At 56.1% G+C, this 15421-nt stretch carries 18 protein-coding genes and 1 riboswitch; of the genes, 12 read left to right on the top strand and 6 right to left on the bottom strand.

Features of this window, described 5'->3' with window-relative positions; all coding sequences use genetic code 11:
- Positions 1 to 10 precede the first annotated feature (10 nt).
- The 3 genes from O9H85_RS09180 (at position 11) to O9H85_RS09190 (ending at position 1672) form a co-directional block, all read left to right on the top strand.
- Positions 11 to 538: an NAD(P)H-dependent oxidoreductase gene (locus O9H85_RS09180; RefSeq protein ID WP_269881029.1), complete on the top strand. Its 528-nt coding sequence runs from the start codon at positions 11 to 13 to the stop codon at positions 536 to 538.
- A gap of 134 nt (positions 539 to 672) precedes the next feature.
- Positions 673 to 1422 (top strand): glycerophosphodiester phosphodiesterase, encoded by a 750-nt coding sequence (locus O9H85_RS09185; protein ID WP_269881030.1) that lies wholly within the window; start codon positions 673 to 675, stop codon positions 1420 to 1422.
- A 109-nt stretch (positions 1423 to 1531) separates the two neighbouring features.
- Positions 1532 to 1672, top strand: coding sequence for a hypothetical protein (locus O9H85_RS09190; RefSeq protein ID WP_269881031.1), 141 nt, complete (start codon positions 1532 to 1534; stop codon positions 1670 to 1672).
- A 195-nt stretch (positions 1673 to 1867) separates the two neighbouring features.
- Here O9H85_RS09190 and O9H85_RS09195 read toward each other — a convergent pair whose 3' ends face one another.
- The gene (locus O9H85_RS09195; protein WP_269881032.1) at positions 1868 to 2293 is read right to left on the bottom strand and encodes a DUF2621 domain-containing protein; all 426 of its coding nucleotides are present in this window, start codon (positions 2291 to 2293) and stop codon (positions 1868 to 1870) included.
- Between the two features lie 263 nt (positions 2294 to 2556).
- On the opposite strand from O9H85_RS09195, the gene O9H85_RS09200 reads away from it, so the two are divergent.
- On the top strand, positions 2557 to 3684 hold the full coding sequence (locus O9H85_RS09200) for a deoxyribonuclease IV (RefSeq protein WP_269881033.1): 1128 nt from the start codon (positions 2557 to 2559) through the stop codon (positions 3682 to 3684).
- Positions 3685 to 3713: 29 nt separating this feature from the next.
- Positions 3714 to 4607: a formyltetrahydrofolate deformylase gene (gene purU, locus O9H85_RS09205; protein WP_269881034.1), complete on the top strand. Its 894-nt coding sequence runs from the start codon at positions 3714 to 3716 to the stop codon at positions 4605 to 4607.
- Positions 4608 to 4746: 139 nt separating this feature from the next.
- Here the strand turns inward: purU and O9H85_RS09210 are convergent, their stop codons facing one another.
- The gene (locus O9H85_RS09210) at positions 4747 to 5862 is read right to left on the bottom strand and encodes a GGDEF domain-containing protein (RefSeq protein ID WP_269881035.1); all 1116 of its coding nucleotides are present in this window, start codon (positions 5860 to 5862) and stop codon (positions 4747 to 4749) included.
- A 393-nt stretch (positions 5863 to 6255) separates the two neighbouring features.
- Between O9H85_RS09210 and tkt the strand changes: the two genes are divergently transcribed.
- Positions 6256 to 8259: a transketolase gene (tkt, locus tag O9H85_RS09215; RefSeq protein WP_269881036.1), complete on the top strand. Its 2004-nt coding sequence runs from the start codon at positions 6256 to 6258 to the stop codon at positions 8257 to 8259.
- Between the two features lie 34 nt (positions 8260 to 8293).
- The gene (gene ppnP, locus O9H85_RS09220) at positions 8294 to 8611 is read left to right on the top strand and encodes a pyrimidine/purine nucleoside phosphorylase (protein WP_269881037.1); all 318 of its coding nucleotides are present in this window, start codon (positions 8294 to 8296) and stop codon (positions 8609 to 8611) included.
- A gap of 78 nt (positions 8612 to 8689) precedes the next feature.
- Here the strand turns inward: ppnP and O9H85_RS09230 are convergent, their stop codons facing one another.
- Complete coding sequence (locus O9H85_RS09230; RefSeq protein WP_333474182.1) at positions 8690 to 9961, bottom strand: NAD(P)-binding domain-containing protein; 1272 nt, start codon at positions 9959 to 9961, stop codon at positions 8690 to 8692.
- A 161-nt stretch (positions 9962 to 10122) separates the two neighbouring features.
- Between O9H85_RS09230 and O9H85_RS09235 the strand changes: the two genes are divergently transcribed.
- The 3 genes from O9H85_RS09235 to O9H85_RS09245 all read left to right on the top strand — a co-directional run bounded on the left by O9H85_RS09235 (position 10123) and on the right by O9H85_RS09245 (position 12889).
- The gene (locus tag O9H85_RS09235) at positions 10123 to 11478 is read left to right on the top strand and encodes a glucose-6-phosphate isomerase (RefSeq protein ID WP_269881038.1); all 1356 of its coding nucleotides are present in this window, start codon (positions 10123 to 10125) and stop codon (positions 11476 to 11478) included.
- Between the two features lie 117 nt (positions 11479 to 11595).
- Positions 11596 to 12234: a YigZ family protein gene (locus O9H85_RS09240; protein ID WP_269881253.1), complete on the top strand. Its 639-nt coding sequence runs from the start codon at positions 11596 to 11598 to the stop codon at positions 12232 to 12234.
- Positions 12235 to 12301: 67 nt separating this feature from the next.
- The gene (locus O9H85_RS09245; RefSeq protein WP_269881039.1) at positions 12302 to 12889 is read left to right on the top strand and encodes a TetR/AcrR family transcriptional regulator; all 588 of its coding nucleotides are present in this window, start codon (positions 12302 to 12304) and stop codon (positions 12887 to 12889) included.
- 90 nt (positions 12890 to 12979) lie between these two features.
- Here O9H85_RS09245 and O9H85_RS09250 read toward each other — a convergent pair whose 3' ends face one another.
- The gene (locus tag O9H85_RS09250; RefSeq protein ID WP_269881040.1) at positions 12980 to 13381 is read right to left on the bottom strand and encodes a secondary thiamine-phosphate synthase enzyme YjbQ; all 402 of its coding nucleotides are present in this window, start codon (positions 13379 to 13381) and stop codon (positions 12980 to 12982) included.
- Between the two features lie 129 nt (positions 13382 to 13510).
- Between O9H85_RS09250 and O9H85_RS09255 the strand changes: the two genes are divergently transcribed.
- Together O9H85_RS09255 and O9H85_RS09260 are read left to right on the top strand one after the other, a co-directional pair.
- Positions 13511 to 13735 carry a DUF1128 domain-containing protein gene (locus tag O9H85_RS09255; RefSeq protein ID WP_269881041.1) on the top strand — a complete coding sequence of 75 codons (225 nt, stop codon included), beginning with the start codon at positions 13511 to 13513 and terminating at the stop codon, positions 13733 to 13735.
- 192 nt (positions 13736 to 13927) lie between these two features.
- Positions 13928 to 14221, top strand: a complete 294-nt coding sequence (locus O9H85_RS09260) for a hypothetical protein (RefSeq protein WP_269881042.1) — start codon at positions 13928 to 13930, stop codon at positions 14219 to 14221.
- A gap of 68 nt (positions 14222 to 14289) precedes the next feature.
- Here O9H85_RS09260 and O9H85_RS09265 read toward each other — a convergent pair whose 3' ends face one another.
- Both O9H85_RS09265 and O9H85_RS09270 read right to left on the bottom strand, forming a co-directional pair.
- Entirely contained in the window at positions 14290 to 14850 is a 561-nt protein-coding gene (locus O9H85_RS09265; protein ID WP_269881043.1) for a GNAT family N-acetyltransferase, read from the bottom strand.
- A gap of 64 nt (positions 14851 to 14914) precedes the next feature.
- Positions 14915 to 15187, bottom strand: coding sequence for a zinc ribbon domain-containing protein (locus tag O9H85_RS09270; protein ID WP_269881254.1), 273 nt, complete (start codon positions 15185 to 15187; stop codon positions 14915 to 14917).
- Between the two features lie 111 nt (positions 15188 to 15298).
- Positions 15299 to 15385: riboswitch (ZMP/ZTP riboswitch) on the top strand.
- Positions 15386 to 15421: the final 36 nt, after the last annotated feature.

Raw genomic sequence — 15421 nt, forward strand, 5'->3', positions numbered from 1 at the left:
GGCGTTCTTGATGACACAAGCAAAAACCTTGGTGATTCTCGTCCGCCCGAATCTGGAGCAATCCCGGGTCAACCGCCGTTTGGCGGCGGCCGCGGCCGCGCTGGGGAGCGTCACGGTCCACGACCTGTATCGGCATTACCCCGTTTTCCGCGTGGATGTGGAGAAGGAGCAAAAGCTGCTGCTCGCGCACGAACGGGTCGTCTTTCAATTTCCGTTCTACTGGTACAGCGCCCCGGCGCTGCTGAAGCAATGGTTCGACGAGGTGCTTACATACGGCTGGGCCTACGGCTCGGGCGGAGACAAGCTGCACGGCAAGGAATTCGGGCTTGCACTGTCGACAGGAGGGCCGCAGGAGGCGTACCAGGCCGGCGGATACAACCGGTACGCGATCAGCGAGCTGACGAAGCCGTTCCAAGCGACGAGTAATCTAATCGGCATGCGGTTCCTGCCTTCTTTTGTATTGAACGGCGTACGTACGCTCCCGGATGAGCAATTGGAGCTTGCCGTCGGCCGGTATGCCGAGTATTTGACGAAGTAAGCGGCTTTACATAATCTTTATATGAGGGCGGCCCCCGGTACCTTGTCACAGGCGAGGTTCCGGCGCATAATAGATGCGTTCGTAAAGTATCGGCTGGAAAAGGGTTCGGCCGGGGACGAAAGGAGCAGATGTCATTGACTTCGTTACAAGCAAAACCGTTGATTATCGGACATCGGGGAGCGGCGGGAGAAGCGCCTGAGAATACGCTAGCTTCGTTCGCGCTGGCGCTGCGCCAGGGGGCCGACGCGATTGAGCTCGACATTCACGTATCGGCCGACGGGGAGCTTGTCGTATGCCACGACGCTACAGTGAACCGGACCACCAACGGGGAGGGAGCCATTGCCGAGCTGACGGCGGCGTCGCTCAAGCGGCTGGATGCCGGCGGCTGGTTCGCCGAACGGTACGCGGGAGAGCCGGTTCCGCTGCTGGAGGAAGTATTCTCCATGGTTCCTGCCGGAATCATGATCAATGTAGAGATCAAATGTGCGTATTCGCCGCGTCTTGAAGAGCGCCTGTTCGAGCTGCTGAAACAGTTTGACCGGCTTGAGGGCGTTGTCGTTTCTTCCTTCAACCACAAAGTATTGCAGCGGCTGAAGCGGTCGGAGCCCCGGCTTCGCATCGGACTGCTGTATTCCTCGAATTTCGCGAATCACCGCAAAGTAGCCGAGGTATCCGGCTTTGAGGTTTATTCTCTTCACCCCTACTATCGGCTGATTTCTCCGGAGGATGTTGCCGATGCCGCGGCACACGGGCTGTCGGTATATCCATACACGATCAACCGGCAGGAAGACCTGCTTGCGGCCATCGAAGCCGGGATGTCCGGCATCATCACGGATTATCCAGGGAGACTTCGGGAGCTGCTGAAATCCCGTCTTCCGTCATAAAAAGCATATGCAGCGCGGGAGCGGCCTTCGGGCCGTTCTTTTTTTGGCAGCAAAAGGTAACAAAATCTCGCCGGCCTTCCGATAATAAAAGAAGAGATAGGGCTTGATTATGACAAAATCTTATCATCCGGTTACCCGGTTCATGTCGGCGCTGATGGCGTTAGCTTTGCTGCTTGGCCTGCTGTCGCCGGAGGGCGCGGCGCGGGAGCGTTCTCGGATATGGATGCGCGCCGCTACGCGTGGGCGGTGAACTCGATTCAGCTCATTTCCGCCACGCAGGTGCTCACCGGCTACCCGGACGGCATGACGAAACAAAGCCGCCCTCACGGACTGCGTTCAGAGTCCGGAGGGCGGCTTTGTTGTTGGGCCGGCATCGGCTTGGGGTTAAGCTGAAGGGGAAAGCGGCCGGGCCGGTCACTTTCGGGCAGTTCCGACAAGAAGCATTCTATTGCAGCAAATGCTTGAAGGGCGTATAGTCGATCTGCATTTTGTCCAGGTAGCTGATCAGGCTATTGTAATCCCGCTTCGGCGTCGCCAGAATATAACCTTCAATGCAATGCTCTCGCGTCACTTCCTTGGCATTCGCTTCGAGCGCCACCTGTCCGATTCTTGCGGCGATGGAATGCTTGGCGATATCGCGAAACGGCCCCGGCACGGGAGCGACGAGCAGATCGAGGAATTCCTTCGACTGCTCCGTCCACAAGTGGCGGGAGGCGTCGACGTAATGATTTTGCCAATCCAGCTTGGACTTGCCGTCCTCCTTGGGGAGAACCTTGAAAAACTTCCGAAACATAAAATATCCGCCCACCGACATCATGAAGAGCAGAACAAATACCCAGAAGAAGATAAACCACATAAACGCGTTGTGCATGGAATCGGTCACCTCAATTTCCTATTATACCTCAATTTGGGCATAGGGAAAATAAAATGAGGATGGGAAATGAAAAAAGAATTCCTTAATATGGTAAAGTAACGGATGGACAAGCCGATCGCCAAGGATCCGGGAAAGCGGGATCAGCTCGAACGCATCGCCCCGTCGTCGTAAGGGCAGGATTCTATTTCCTATTCTAGATTTCTTGAGGCAATCCTAGTAAAATAAATGAAAGTGAAAAAAAAGGAGCTGAGCACTTACCCATGATCAGAATCGGATCGCACGTTTCGTTCTCCGATAAAGGCCTGCTGAACGCGGCCAAGGAGGCAGTCTCTTACGGCTCGGGCACATTCATGATATATACCGGCGCTCCGCAGAATACCCGCCGGAAACCAATCGAAACGCAGTTTATCGAGGAAGGCCGGGCGGTGATGGAAGAGCACGGCATTCACGAAATCATCGTGCATGCGCCTTACATCATCAATCTCGGGTCGTATAAAGACGATACCTACGAGCTGGCGGTACGCTTCCTGCAGGACGAAATCCGCCGCACGGACTATTTGGGCGTGAAGCAGATCGTGCTGCACCCCGGAGCCTTTACGGACAAGGACGCGGAGTACGGGCTGGACCGCATTGCGCAGGGCTTGAACGAAGTGCTGTCCGGCGTGAAGGAAACGGGCGTGCATATCGCCCTCGAGACAATGGCGGGCAAAGGCACGGAGATGGGCCGCAGATTCGAGGAGCTGGCGGCCATTATCGAGAAGGTCGAGGACAACGGCAAGCTGACGATCTGTCTCGACACGTGCCACGTTCACGACGCCGGGTACGACATCGTGAACGATCTGGACGGCGTGCTGGAACAGTTCGACCGTACGATCGGCCTGGATCGTCTGGCCGTCATCCACTTGAACGACAGCAAAAATCCGCGGGGCGCGGGCAAAGACCGCCATGCGCCGGTAGGCGCGGGCTGGATCGGTTTCAAGGCGATGCACGGCATCGTGCATCACGAGAAGCTGAAGCATCTGCCGTTCATTCTCGAGACGCCGTGGATCGGGAAAGAAGACAGCACGCAGCGTCCGATGTACGAGGCGGAGATCGCCTTGCTCAGCGGTACGGTAAAGGAGCGCTTCGGCGCTGATTTTGTTGCTGATGTGGAGAAGCTTGGCGATTTCTTCAAGAAGCGGGATGTGGATGCGCGCGAGTTCGTGCTGAGCATGTGGGATGTGCTCAAGACGGACGCCAAGGCGAAGAAAGCGGACGGCCGCGAGCCGATGGAGCGTTTGTACGATATGATTATTGCAGAGAGCCTGTTCCCCGAGCTGACCGAGGAGCAGCTGAATCACCGTCTGACGGCCTGGTTTGCCGGAGAGCATGTCTTTGCCGTCGTATAGCTTGAAGTAAGAAGGAGCACAGAAACCCTATGATTCCGAAAGCGACACCGAAACCTAGAAGCATCGACCTGAGCAACCGTGCGCGGATGCTCGTTTCTTGCCCGGACCAGCCGGGTATCGTAGCCGCCGTATCCCGTTTCTTGTACGAGCACGGCGCGAATATCGTCCAATCCGACCAGTATACGATGGATCCGGAGGGCGGATTGTTCTTCATCCGCATTGAATTCGATCTTGAGGGCCTGAATGAGCGCCGGGACCGGCTGAAAGCGGATTTCGCCCTAGTGGCGGAGCAGTTCTCCATGAAATGGAGCATTACCCGGGCAAGCCGCAAGAAGCGGCTGGCGATTTTCGTATCCAAGGAGGACCATGCTCTTCTGGAGCTGCTGTGGCATTGGCAGTCGGGCGACCTGGATGCGGAGATTGCGATGGTCATCTCCAACCACAACAACATGCGCGAGCTTGTCGAGCCGCTCGGCATTCCATACCATTACATTCCGGTGACCGCCGATACGAAGGCGGAAGCGGAGTGCCGTCAGCTGGAGCTCGTCTCCGGCCAGGTCGACGTCGTTATTCTTGCCCGGTACATGCAGATCATTTCGCCGAAGTTCATCGAGCATTTTCCGAACCGGATCATCAACATTCACCATTCCTTCCTTCCGGCGTTCGTCGGAGGCAAGCCTTACGCCCAGGCGTACAACCGCGGGGTGAAGATCATCGGCGCTACGGCGCACTATGTGACGGAAGAGCTGGACGGCGGCCCGATTATCGAGCAGGACGTGCAGCGGGTGAGCCACCGCGACAATGTGGATGATTTGAAGCGGATCGGGCGCCATATCGAACGCACGGTGCTGGCGCGCGCGGTAGCTTGGTATGTGGAAGACCGGGTCATTGTGCACGGGAACAAGACGGTCGTTTTTAGCTGATGCAATTGAAATGGAGCAGGTCCGCATCCTTCACAGAGGGTGCGGGCTTTTTTTAGGGAAAAAAACTGCCATCGTCGCCGTCTTAACGGGGCAACGTGGCAGCAGGTGAAAAGGGCGGAAGACGAAAACTTGTATCCGCTTACGCGCCTACGTGATTGCTGATGGTCGCCGCTTTGGCCACCGTACGGTTCTTGCCGCACCGCTTGGCCTCATAGAGAGAGGCGTCGGCGCCCTTGAACAAACCTTCCTTGCGCAGTCCTTCTTCGTATCCTTGAAGTCCGATGCTGATCGTGGCCGCCTGGGAGTCCAGCTCGGGATGGATGGTAACCGACAGGCGCTGTCGGATTTGCTCCACCAGACGATGGGCCTCGTCCATGGACTTCTCCGTAAACACGACGGCGAATTCCTCGCCTCCGTAACGGGCTACAAAGTCGTGCGGCGTAACCGTTTCTTTAATAATGCCGGCGACGCGCATGAGAATGATATCACCTACCCAATGGCCGTAGGTATCGTTAATTTTTTTGAAATTGTCAATGTCGAGCAGGGCGAGCTGCAGCGGCAGAAGGTTGCGTTCATGCTGTTCGATCAGCTTGTCCAGATACTCATGGAACGTCTTGTGGTTGTACATGTCGGTGAGCGCGTCCATCTTGGCGAGCTTGTCCATCAGAATATTTTTGACGAGGAGCTCCTGCTTGGCTTCCGTGGCGTGCTTGAGATTATCGAGCAGCTCGATGCCGCTGCTGGTAATGGCAAGCGCGATGACGGTAACGCCGGTGTAAAGAAAGAGAATGCCGATCGTATGAATGGGCTGCATCGTAACGCGAAGCTCGGGACTGGCGGAGTATAGCGCGGCGAAGGTGACCAGGATCAGGGCGAAGGCCGCCAGAATGCGATTCTTGTTGAAGGACAGAACGGATGTCAGAATGGGAAAGATAAAGATGGCCGGTACGATTCCTATCTGCGGATTCATCCAAATGATGGTGGAAGCATAAATAATGCCGGTTAAGGTGAGCAGCCAGTCGTTCTGCATTTTACGGTAACGGTAGAGGATCTCGACCGCTCCCGTGACGAGGGCTAGGGTGAACCCGTGCAGGGTCAGACTGCCGATGAAATTGGAAGAACTGAGTGCAGACGCTTCTTTTCCATGGATGGCGTATTCCAGGAAAATCGTCAGCAGGATGGTCATCCAGTAGAGATTAAGCAGCTTTCTATAGGTTTGGCGGGTATCCGCCAGCTCCAGCAGCAGATGGTTCATAAATCGACTCCCAATCGAAGAGTAAGAGGATCCGGGAACAGCGCTTGCTAAGGTAATATTCGCCAAATCCTGGTGAATTCCTTTGCAGCGGAAACGTTTTTTTTGAATGATATGGAAAATTTTAAGTTCACCTTCAGCTTTCCGATCTTTCAAGAAAGGCTAATATTTAGAGCACGAATACAGCTTCTTCGCGTGGGCTTCGATCAAAAGCTTTGTTAAAATGATTTTCTAAGGTATGATTCAAGGTTCCATATGGAAAACTTACACGAGGAATGGTACAATAGGGCAAGTGAATCATCCTGCCAGCTTGTTATGCACACGTGAACAATTAGGTAGGTTCCTGAATTCCGGCTTTAATGCATTGCCGAGAAAAAGAAGAGTGGGAGGATCACAATGACTGTAACGAACAAATCAATCGAACAATTATCTGTGGATACGATTCGTACGCTCGCGATCGACGCGGTGGAGAAGGCGAAATCCGGACATCCCGGCATGCCGATGGGCGCGGCCCCGATGGGGTATGAGCTGTTTGCAAGACAAATGAGACATAACCCGGATCAGCCGACCTGGATCAACCGCGACCGCTTCGTGCTGTCCGCCGGACACGGCTCCATGCTGCTGTACAGCTTGCTGCACCTGAGCGGCTACGACCTGCCGATGGAAGAATTGAAAAACTTCCGTCAATGGGGCAGCCTGACGCCGGGTCACCCGGAAGTGGGTCACACCGCAGGCGTGGACGCGACGACCGGTCCGCTTGGACAAGGCTTCGGTATGGCCGTAGGCATGGCTATGGCGGAAGCGCACCTGGCGGCTGTATATAACCGCGACAAATTCAATATCATCGACCATTATACGTACGTCATTTGCGGCGACGGCGACTTGATGGAGGGCATCTCCTCGGAGTCCGCTTCCCTCGCCGGCCATTTGAAGCTGGGCAAGCTGATCGTGCTGTACGATTCCAACGATATCTCGCTGGACGGCGAGCTGAACCTGTCCTTCTCCGAGAATGTGGCGAAGCGTTTTGAAGGCTACGGTTGGCAAGTACTGCGCGCTGAAGACGGCAACGATCTCGAAGCGCTGCACAAGTCCGTGCTGGAAGCGCAGGCCGACTACCGTCCGACTCTGATTGAAGTGAAAACCGTGATCGGCTACGGCAGCCCGAACAAAGCGGGCAAAGGCGGACACGTCGGTCCGCACGGCTCTCCGCTCGGCGTAGAGGAAGTGGCGCTGACCAAGAAAGCTTACGGCTGGGACGAGAACCAGCATTTCTATGTGCCGGACGAAGTCCGCTCGCATTTTGCCGAAGTGAAGAAGAAAGGCATCGCGGCCTACGAAGCATGGGAGAAGCAATTCGCAGAATATGCGAAGGCGTATCCGGAGCTGGCCAAGCAGTTCCAGACCGCAGAAGCGGGCGAGCTGCCTGAAGGCTGGGATAAAGATATTCCGGCCAATGTACCGGCTGACAAAGGAACGCGTACCGCTTCCGGCATCGTGCTGAACGCGATCGCGAAGAACGTGAAGTCCCTGGTGGGCGGTTCCGCCGACCTGGAGTCCTCCACGATGACTCACATGAAGGATTTGGGCGTACTGACGGCTAAGGACTACAGCGGCCAGAACCTTTATTACGGCGTGCGCGAGTTCGGTATGGGCGCTGCCGTAAACGGCATGCTGCTGCACGGCGGCCTGAAGGTATTCGGCGGAACGTTCTTCGTCTTCTCCGACTACCTGCGTCCGGCGATTCGACTGGCTTCCATTATGAATGTACCGGCGATCTACGTCTTCACGCACGACAGCATCGGTGTCGGCGAAGACGGACCGACGCACGAGCCGATCGAGCAGCTTGCGGCGCTTCGCGTCATCCCCGGCGTAACGGTCATCCGTCCTGCGGACGGCAACGAAACCGCTGCGGCTTGGCGTTATGCGGTTCAGAACAAGCGCGGCCCTGTAGCCCTGATCTTCTCCCGTCAAGCGGCTCCTACCCTGGAGGGCACGGACAAAGGTTCGGTCGACCGCGGCGCTTACGTGCTGTCCGACGCTCCGAACGGCAAGCCTGTGGCGCAAATTCTCGCTACCGGCACCGAGGTTCAGCTGGCCGTAGCGGCTCAGAAGCAGCTTGCGGAAGAAGGCGTGGGCGTTCGCGTCATCAGCGTCCCAAGCTGGGAACTGTTCGACAAGCAGTCCAAGGAATACAAGGACTCGGTCATCCTGCCTGAAGTGAAAGCCCGTCTCGCTGTGGAAATGGGCCATTCCTTCGGCTGGGAGCGTTATGTCGGCGAACAAGGCGCCGTCCTCGGCATCAACAAGTTCGGCGCATCGGCTCCGGGTCCCGTCGTGATCCGCGAGTACGGCTTTACGGTAGAGAACGTCGTAGCTCATGTGAAGCAGCTGCTCGGTTAAGCGGCAGCGGCAATAAAGGAGAAGCTCTAAGATCATGTCCCAATTCGATAACGTAACGGTTCAAACGAAAGCCAACGTCTATTTCGACGGTAAAGTGACCAGCCGCACCGTAGTATTCGCGGACGGCACCAAGAAAACGCTGGGCATTATGCTGCCGGGCGAATATGAGTTCGGCACGGATACCAAGGAAATCATGGAGATCCAAGCCGGCGAGCTCAAGGTGCTGCTGCCGGGCTCCGGCGAATGGCTGCAGATCAACGGAACGGGTGAATTCACGGTTCCCGCGAACGCGAAATTCAAGCTGGAGATCAAGACGGTAACCGACTATATCTGCTCCTACGTGGCAGAATAAGCGGCTGAATACGAATAAACCGCCGGAGCGCTGTTAGGACAGAACTCCGGCGGTTTTTTAGTAGATAATTGCTTCGCATTAAACGATAGAAGGGCTCGTCTCGGATTTGCTGCGGATGTATTCCTCCAGCTTCAGCCGGACGTAAGGCGGCAAGCCGGACAGCATGCAGCCGTAGCGGAACTGCTCCCCTTCGTGGTCGATCCGGATGATGCGGGCCGTAACAGGCGGCAATTCGGCCTCCTGCGGGAAGTGGATGACGATAAACATGTCCTTGGCGAGCGGGAACGAGGACATGAGGCGGATGCCGCTCTCGGACAGATCGATGAGCGTACCCTCGATGGTCTGGCCGGAGAAGGCGCCTTCCTGTTCCCATTGATAGACGGACAAGTGCAGCTTGATATCCATGGCAATGCGGGCGTTGCGGCGGCGTTCTTCCGCTGGAGCGGCTCCTTCCGCACTCTTCGCCCCGCCCACCTGGACGTGCATCCAATCTTCATAACACTGCACGACGGCGCTCAGATCGTCCTCTCCGAGCCCTTTGCTGAGGCCCATCTGGAAGATGCCGGCCGCGGTGCGGAGCATCGGCGATGGCATTTGGAAGCCATTGGTTACGTTCGAGGCGAGCAGAAGATCCTTCAGCATCAGCTTGAGCGAGAATTGATTGCTGAAGTCGCGGTTCACGATCTTCGGTCCCTTCAGCTCCGCCTGCTTGCTGCCCGCGCTGCCTGCAAGCACGATGCTCAGGAAGCTTTCCGGATCAAGGCCGGCTTTGGTTACGATCGACAATCCTTCCATAAGGCCCAGCGCATTGATGCCGACCATAGTGTTATGGGCCAGCTTGGCGTACGAGCCGGAGCCGGAAGGACCCATATATACGATCTTGGAGCCGAGCGCCTGGAATACGTCCATCTGCGCCTCGAGTACTTCCTCTTGTCCGCCGACCATGAAGACCAGCGTGCCGCTCTCCGCGGCAGGCTTGCTGCCTGTAACTGGCGCGTCCAGGAAGTCGACCAGATGGTCGCCCAGCTCGCGGTACAGCCGGCGGCTCGTATCGGGAGACACGGTGCTGCAGTCGATCACGGTTTGTCCGAGACGCAGTGAATGCACGATGCCTTCTCCGCCGAAGACGGCTTCCAGGACGACGTCGTCCGTGCTGAGCATTATGATGATGACGTCGGCATGCTCTGCAGCCTCGGCAGGCGTTGCCGCGGTCTCGGCGCCGAGCGCCGCAAGCTCCTCCGCTTTTTCCAGGGTGCGGTTGTATGCACGGACGGCAAAGCCTTGCTTGAGCAAATTGGCTGCCATAGGTTTGCCCATGGTGCCGAGTCCGATAAATGCTACGGTTTTCATTGGATCACCTCTGGTTCAATTGTAGCACTTCAAGAGATCGCTGTGAATGAGACTCTTGCTTTCGGGCGGTGAAGTAAAGTATTCTATTTCTATAGACATTTTGTGAATTAAGGACAAACAGAGAAGCGGAACAAGATCTGGATAGGAGGCGCTAAGAAACCATGTCAGCCAAACTGCATTTTGATTACAGCAAAGCGATCGGGTTTATTCAGCAGCACGAGGTAGACTACCTGTCCGAACCGGTACGGGTGGCGCATGAACAGTTACATAACGGAACAGGGGCCGGCAACGACTATCTCGGTTGGATCGACCTGCCGGTGAATTACGATAAAGAGGAGTTCTCCCGCATCCAGAAGGCGGCGCAGCAGATTCAAGCGGATTCCGACGCGCTCGTGGTGATCGGGATCGGCGGCTCTTACCTGGGGGCGCGCGCGGCGATCGAAATGCTGTCGCACTCCTTCTACAATCTGCTGCCGAAGGGCAAGCGCAAGACGCCGGAGATTTATTTTGTCGGACAAAATATTTCCTCCACCTACTTGACCCACCTGCTTCAGCTGCTTGAAGGCAAGGACATCTCGGTGAACGTCATCTCGAAGTCGGGCACGACGACCGAGCCTGCGATCGCCTTCCGCATTTTCCGCGAGCTGCTGGAGAAGAAATACGGCAAGGACGGCGCGCGCAAGCGGATTTACGCCACAACGGACCGGGCGAAGGGCGCGCTCAAGAAGCTGGCGACCGAGGAAGGCTACGAATCGTTCGTCATTCCCGACGATGTAGGCGGACGCTACTCCGTGCTGACGGCAGTCGGTCTGCTGCCGATCGCTACCGCGGGCATCGACATCGAAGCGATGATGAAGGGCGCGACCGACGCGCGCGAAGCGTATTCGAACCCGAATCTTGCCGAGAACGAAGCTTATCAATATGCCGCTGTGCGCAACGCACTGTACCGCAAGGGCAAGCTGACGGAAATTCTCGTGAACTACGAGCCTTCCCTGCATTTCGTATCGGAGTGGTGGAAGCAGCTGTTCGGCGAGAGCGAAGGCAAGGACAACAAGGGGATCTACCCGGCGTCCGTCGACTTCTCCACCGATCTGCACTCGATGGGCCAGTTCATTCAGGAAGGCTCCCGCCACCTGTTCGAGACCGTGATTCAAGTCGAGAAGGCGGCGGAGCAAATCACGATCGGCACGGATCCGCAGGACCTCGACGGCTTGAACTTCCTCAGCGGCCAGACGATGGACTACGTGAATAAGAAGGCGTTCGAGGGCACGATGCTGGCTCACACGGACGGCGGTGTTCCTAACCTGATCGTCACCTTGCCGGATACGACGCCATATACGTTCGGATACATGGTATACTTCTTTGAAAAAGCCTGCGGCATCAGCGGCTATCTGCTCGGTGTGAATCCGTTCGATCAGCCCGGAGTCGAAGCATATAAGAAAAATATGTTTGCCCTGCTGGGCAAGCCCGGATATGAGAAGGAAAAGGCGGCGCTGGAGGCTCGGTTAACCCGATAAGCCTCGAGGCAAGCACAAAAGCGGTTCACCCCTTGCGCGGGGTGGCTGCTTTTTTTGCAAGCTGCTGTCCGTCAGCCGGGCCGGCGGCAGGGATCGAAGGAGGCGGCACGAGGAGCGATGCTGGCGCAGTACAGAACCGTGAAAGGCTTCGGCCAAGCGGAAATCGTCATCAAGAAGTCCCGTTTTATCGGATACGCTCAGCCCGTAGAGACGGAGGAGGAAGCGATCCGTTTTATCGAGGGGATCAAGAAGGAGCACTGGTCAGCCACGCATAATTGTTCCGCATATATGATCGGGGAGCGGGACGAGATTCAGAAGGCCTCCGATGACGGGGAGCCGAGCGGCACAGCCGGCAAGCCGATCCTGGAAGTCATCAAGAACCAGGGACTTAAGAATGTCGTCGTCGTGGTCACCCGCTATTTCGGCGGCATTATGCTGGGCGCCGGCGGTCTCATCCGCGCTTATACGGACGGGGCGGTCGCCGGATTGGCCGCAGCGGAACAAGTGTACCGCGTACTGCACCGTGAGGTGCTGGTGGAGATCGACTACACCTGGCTGGGCAAGGTGGAGAACGAGCTGCGCGGACGGGGGACGCTGATGGGCGGCAACGTCTTCGCCGACAAGGTGACGCTGACCTGTCTTCCGGTGGCTGCAGAAGCGGAAGCCTTCACCGCTTGGATGACCGATATCACGCAAGGACAGGCGCATATTGTGCAGGGAGAGGAACGCTATATCGAGCATGCCGAGCTTCCATGACAGGGAGCACGGCGGCTTTTTATATATCATAGAGGCCATAAAGCCGAATAATGGGAGTTGAGCACAGTTGGCGAGAAAGGCAGTAGAGCAGGAGCTGAGCCGTGAGCGGATATTGGACGAAGCCAGGCAGCTCTTTATCAAGCATGGCTATCATGCTTTAACGATGCGAAGCATCGCCAAGTCGATGGGTTACAGCCATGGCGCGTTGTATTATCATTTCAGGGAAAAAGCGGAATTATTCTACGCGCTCGTAACGGAAGATTTCCGGATGCTGCTGGAGCGGCAAAGGGAAATGATCTCACGGACACGGATGGGGGATATGGGGCAGCTGGAGCGGCTGATGCTCGAATTCATCCGGTTCGGTCTGGAAAACCCGAACCATTACGAGATCATGTTCATGATCAAGGATCCGGAGCTGCAGCGTTATTCGCGAAACGAGCAAGCCCAGTGTCTGGATTTGTTCGCTAAAGTCGTGAGGGCCGTGGTATCCAAGATGCCGGACAGCGAGAAGAAAATGTACAGCTTGCCTTGGAGCCTGTTCATGTCGCTGCACGGTTTCATCTCTTATAACATTCATTACAATCAAACTTACGATGACGTAAAGAAATTGGCGGGGCAGCATGTCAAATATTTGTGCGAGGGGCTGCAGGGATAATGACACAACCCAGCAAGCTTGGGATTCTTTGCAGCCCCTTGCTTCAATGCGTTGAAGCTTCGACGCTTGTTCGCTGAATCGCTTAGGCGCTTATCCGCGGATGAACTTTACCAAGATGGTGCGGTCGCGGGGGCCGTCGAATTCGCAGAAGTAGATGCCCTGCCAGCGGCCGAACAGCAGACGGCTTCCGGCCACGAGGACGGTTTGGGAGGAGCCTACCGTCATCGCCTTTATGTGGGATGCCGTATTGCCTTCGGCATGGCGGTATTTCGGATGCTGCCATGGGTATACTTCGTCAAGGCGCATGAGCACATCGTGTTTGACGTCCGGGTCCGCATTCTCCTGGATCGCGATACCCGCTGTCGTATGAGGGCAGTAGACCACGACGGCTCCTTCCTCGAGCTTGTCTTCTTTGAGAAGCTCGGCGATCCTTCCGGTGATGTCGATCATTTCGTCCCGTTGTTTCGTTTGCAAATGCAGCGTATGAATCATGAGTATGCGCCTCCTTCGTTCATTAGCGACGATGCCCTCATTATAGTACAGGGGGACGCCGGTTCACAAAACGTGGTACAATGATGAGAAGGATTTCATCCAAATACTGAGGATAAAAAGGAGACGGACATGGATCTGACGCTGAATACGCTGGAAAATACGGAATATATGATCGAGGAAATCAAGAAGAAGCTGCGCATGGCCTCAGGGGCGGCGCTCAAGGCCTCCAAGCTGAACGACGACCAGTATGATGACCTGCGGGACATTTATGACATGGTGGCGGGAAAAATGCAGTTCAGCATCAGCGAGATTGAAGCTATCACGAAGGAGCTGGGGCGTCTGCGCAAAGCTTAAAGCCGATCTTGAGACCCATGGCTCGTCCGTTGGAGATCTCCATCGGATACATTAGAGGACAACGGCACATCTTTGCCGGGACAGGGACAGCCATACAGGCGGCAGCGAGGCACCATCCGTACTATATAGCGTTATCCCCAAGATTTACACAAGGGCCTGGCCCGACGCTAAAAGTATGGGAGGTGCATGCAAATGCAAAAAGCGGTTCGCAAGCAGGATGTGCAAAAGCTCATTGGCAAGCAAATCTATGCTCTCAAAAAAGACGGCACTGTGGTCGAAGGCAAGCTGGTGAAAATCAGCGGCAACCGGCTGATCGTAGCGCCCAAGGGCAAGCAGGTGAAAACATCGGCGTTCATTCCGCTGGTGTTGTTCGATCTTCTGGCCATCGGAACGTCTCCGTTCGCTTTCGGCGGTGGTTTCGGCTTTCCGTTTGGCGGTGGTTTCGGCGGCGGTTTCGGCTTTCCGTTTGGCGGAGGGTTCTTCTAAGAGAGGCTCGTAACCCCAAAAGCCCGCTCCCTATGGACTTCGTCCATAAGGGGCGGGCTTCTATGATTTCATTTATCCGCGGGCACTCCGCCCGTCCACTCATGGTCCAGCATGCTGTAAATGACCAAATCGATGTACCGGTCATACAGCCGCTGAGCATCCCGGGCAATGCCTTCCTGCTGAAAGCCGAGCCGCTCCGGGATCGCACGGCTCTTCCGGTTATGGACCCCGGCACTGATTTCAACGCGATGCAGCCCCAGATAAGTGAAGGCATAATCCACCATCGCCCGGCAGGCGCGAGTCATGATCCCTTTCCCTTGGTTATCCGCCGACAGCCAGTAGCCGATCGCCCCCTTGCGGTTCAGGCGGCTGATGCCGTGCAGGTCAATCATGCCGCAGAACGCGCCCTGATACAGGATGCAGGCGGTAACCGTCTCTTGCGCGGTCCATTGCTTGCGCGCCTGGTCGATGTACACCAGGCTGTCCTCCGTCGTCTTGGTCCCATCCACCCAAGGCATCCATTCCCGCAGGTACTTTCGGTTCTTGTCCGTCAGAAGGAACAGCTCCTCGGCATCCCGCGCTTCCAGCAGCTTTAGCTTCAGTTCTTCATCAATCGTGTAGGAAAACATGACGGCCTCCTTCCTTGTCCCGCATACAATCCGAATTTTCGCATTTCTCCGCTGCCGGAGAGCGTTAGGGCTTAGACCACCGCTCGAGCTTTGGAATATTTCTTGTGAACAAACCCGTTAAGAACCGGGGAAAGCCGAATTCCACCAGCTTCTGTTGTACTCTCTGCTGCATCTGCGCGGCCGTCAGGTCCGGCAGTGTGAATTCCCCGTTAAGGTAACAGTGGCTGCAGTACTTTTTGCTTCTTTCGCCGCTGAGCTCCGTTCCGCCGCGATGCTCGTCTCGCGCCAGCGGCATCCCGCAGCTTTGGCAGTTTTTATACGTGTGTGCCGCTAGGATACGGCCCCCTTGCTCGTATTTTCACTTTCATTTTATCAAGGGAAATCCGGCTGTGTCGAGAATGAATTCGGGCTTTCTTTCCGCCGAACGCTTTGGTATGATGAAAGAAAATAACCCGCAGGTGACTGGCGAAGAAGAGTGGAATGAACCACGAGGGAGCCTGCGGCCATGAACGTGCCGCTCGCCTGGGAAAAGTATTTGCTAAGAACTCGAATCATCGGGTTCTGCGCGAAT

It is taken from the genome of Paenibacillus gyeongsangnamensis (assembly GCF_027533625.1).
Taxonomy (GTDB): Bacteria; Bacillota; Bacilli; order Paenibacillales; family NBRC-103111; genus Paenibacillus_G; species Paenibacillus_G gyeongsangnamensis.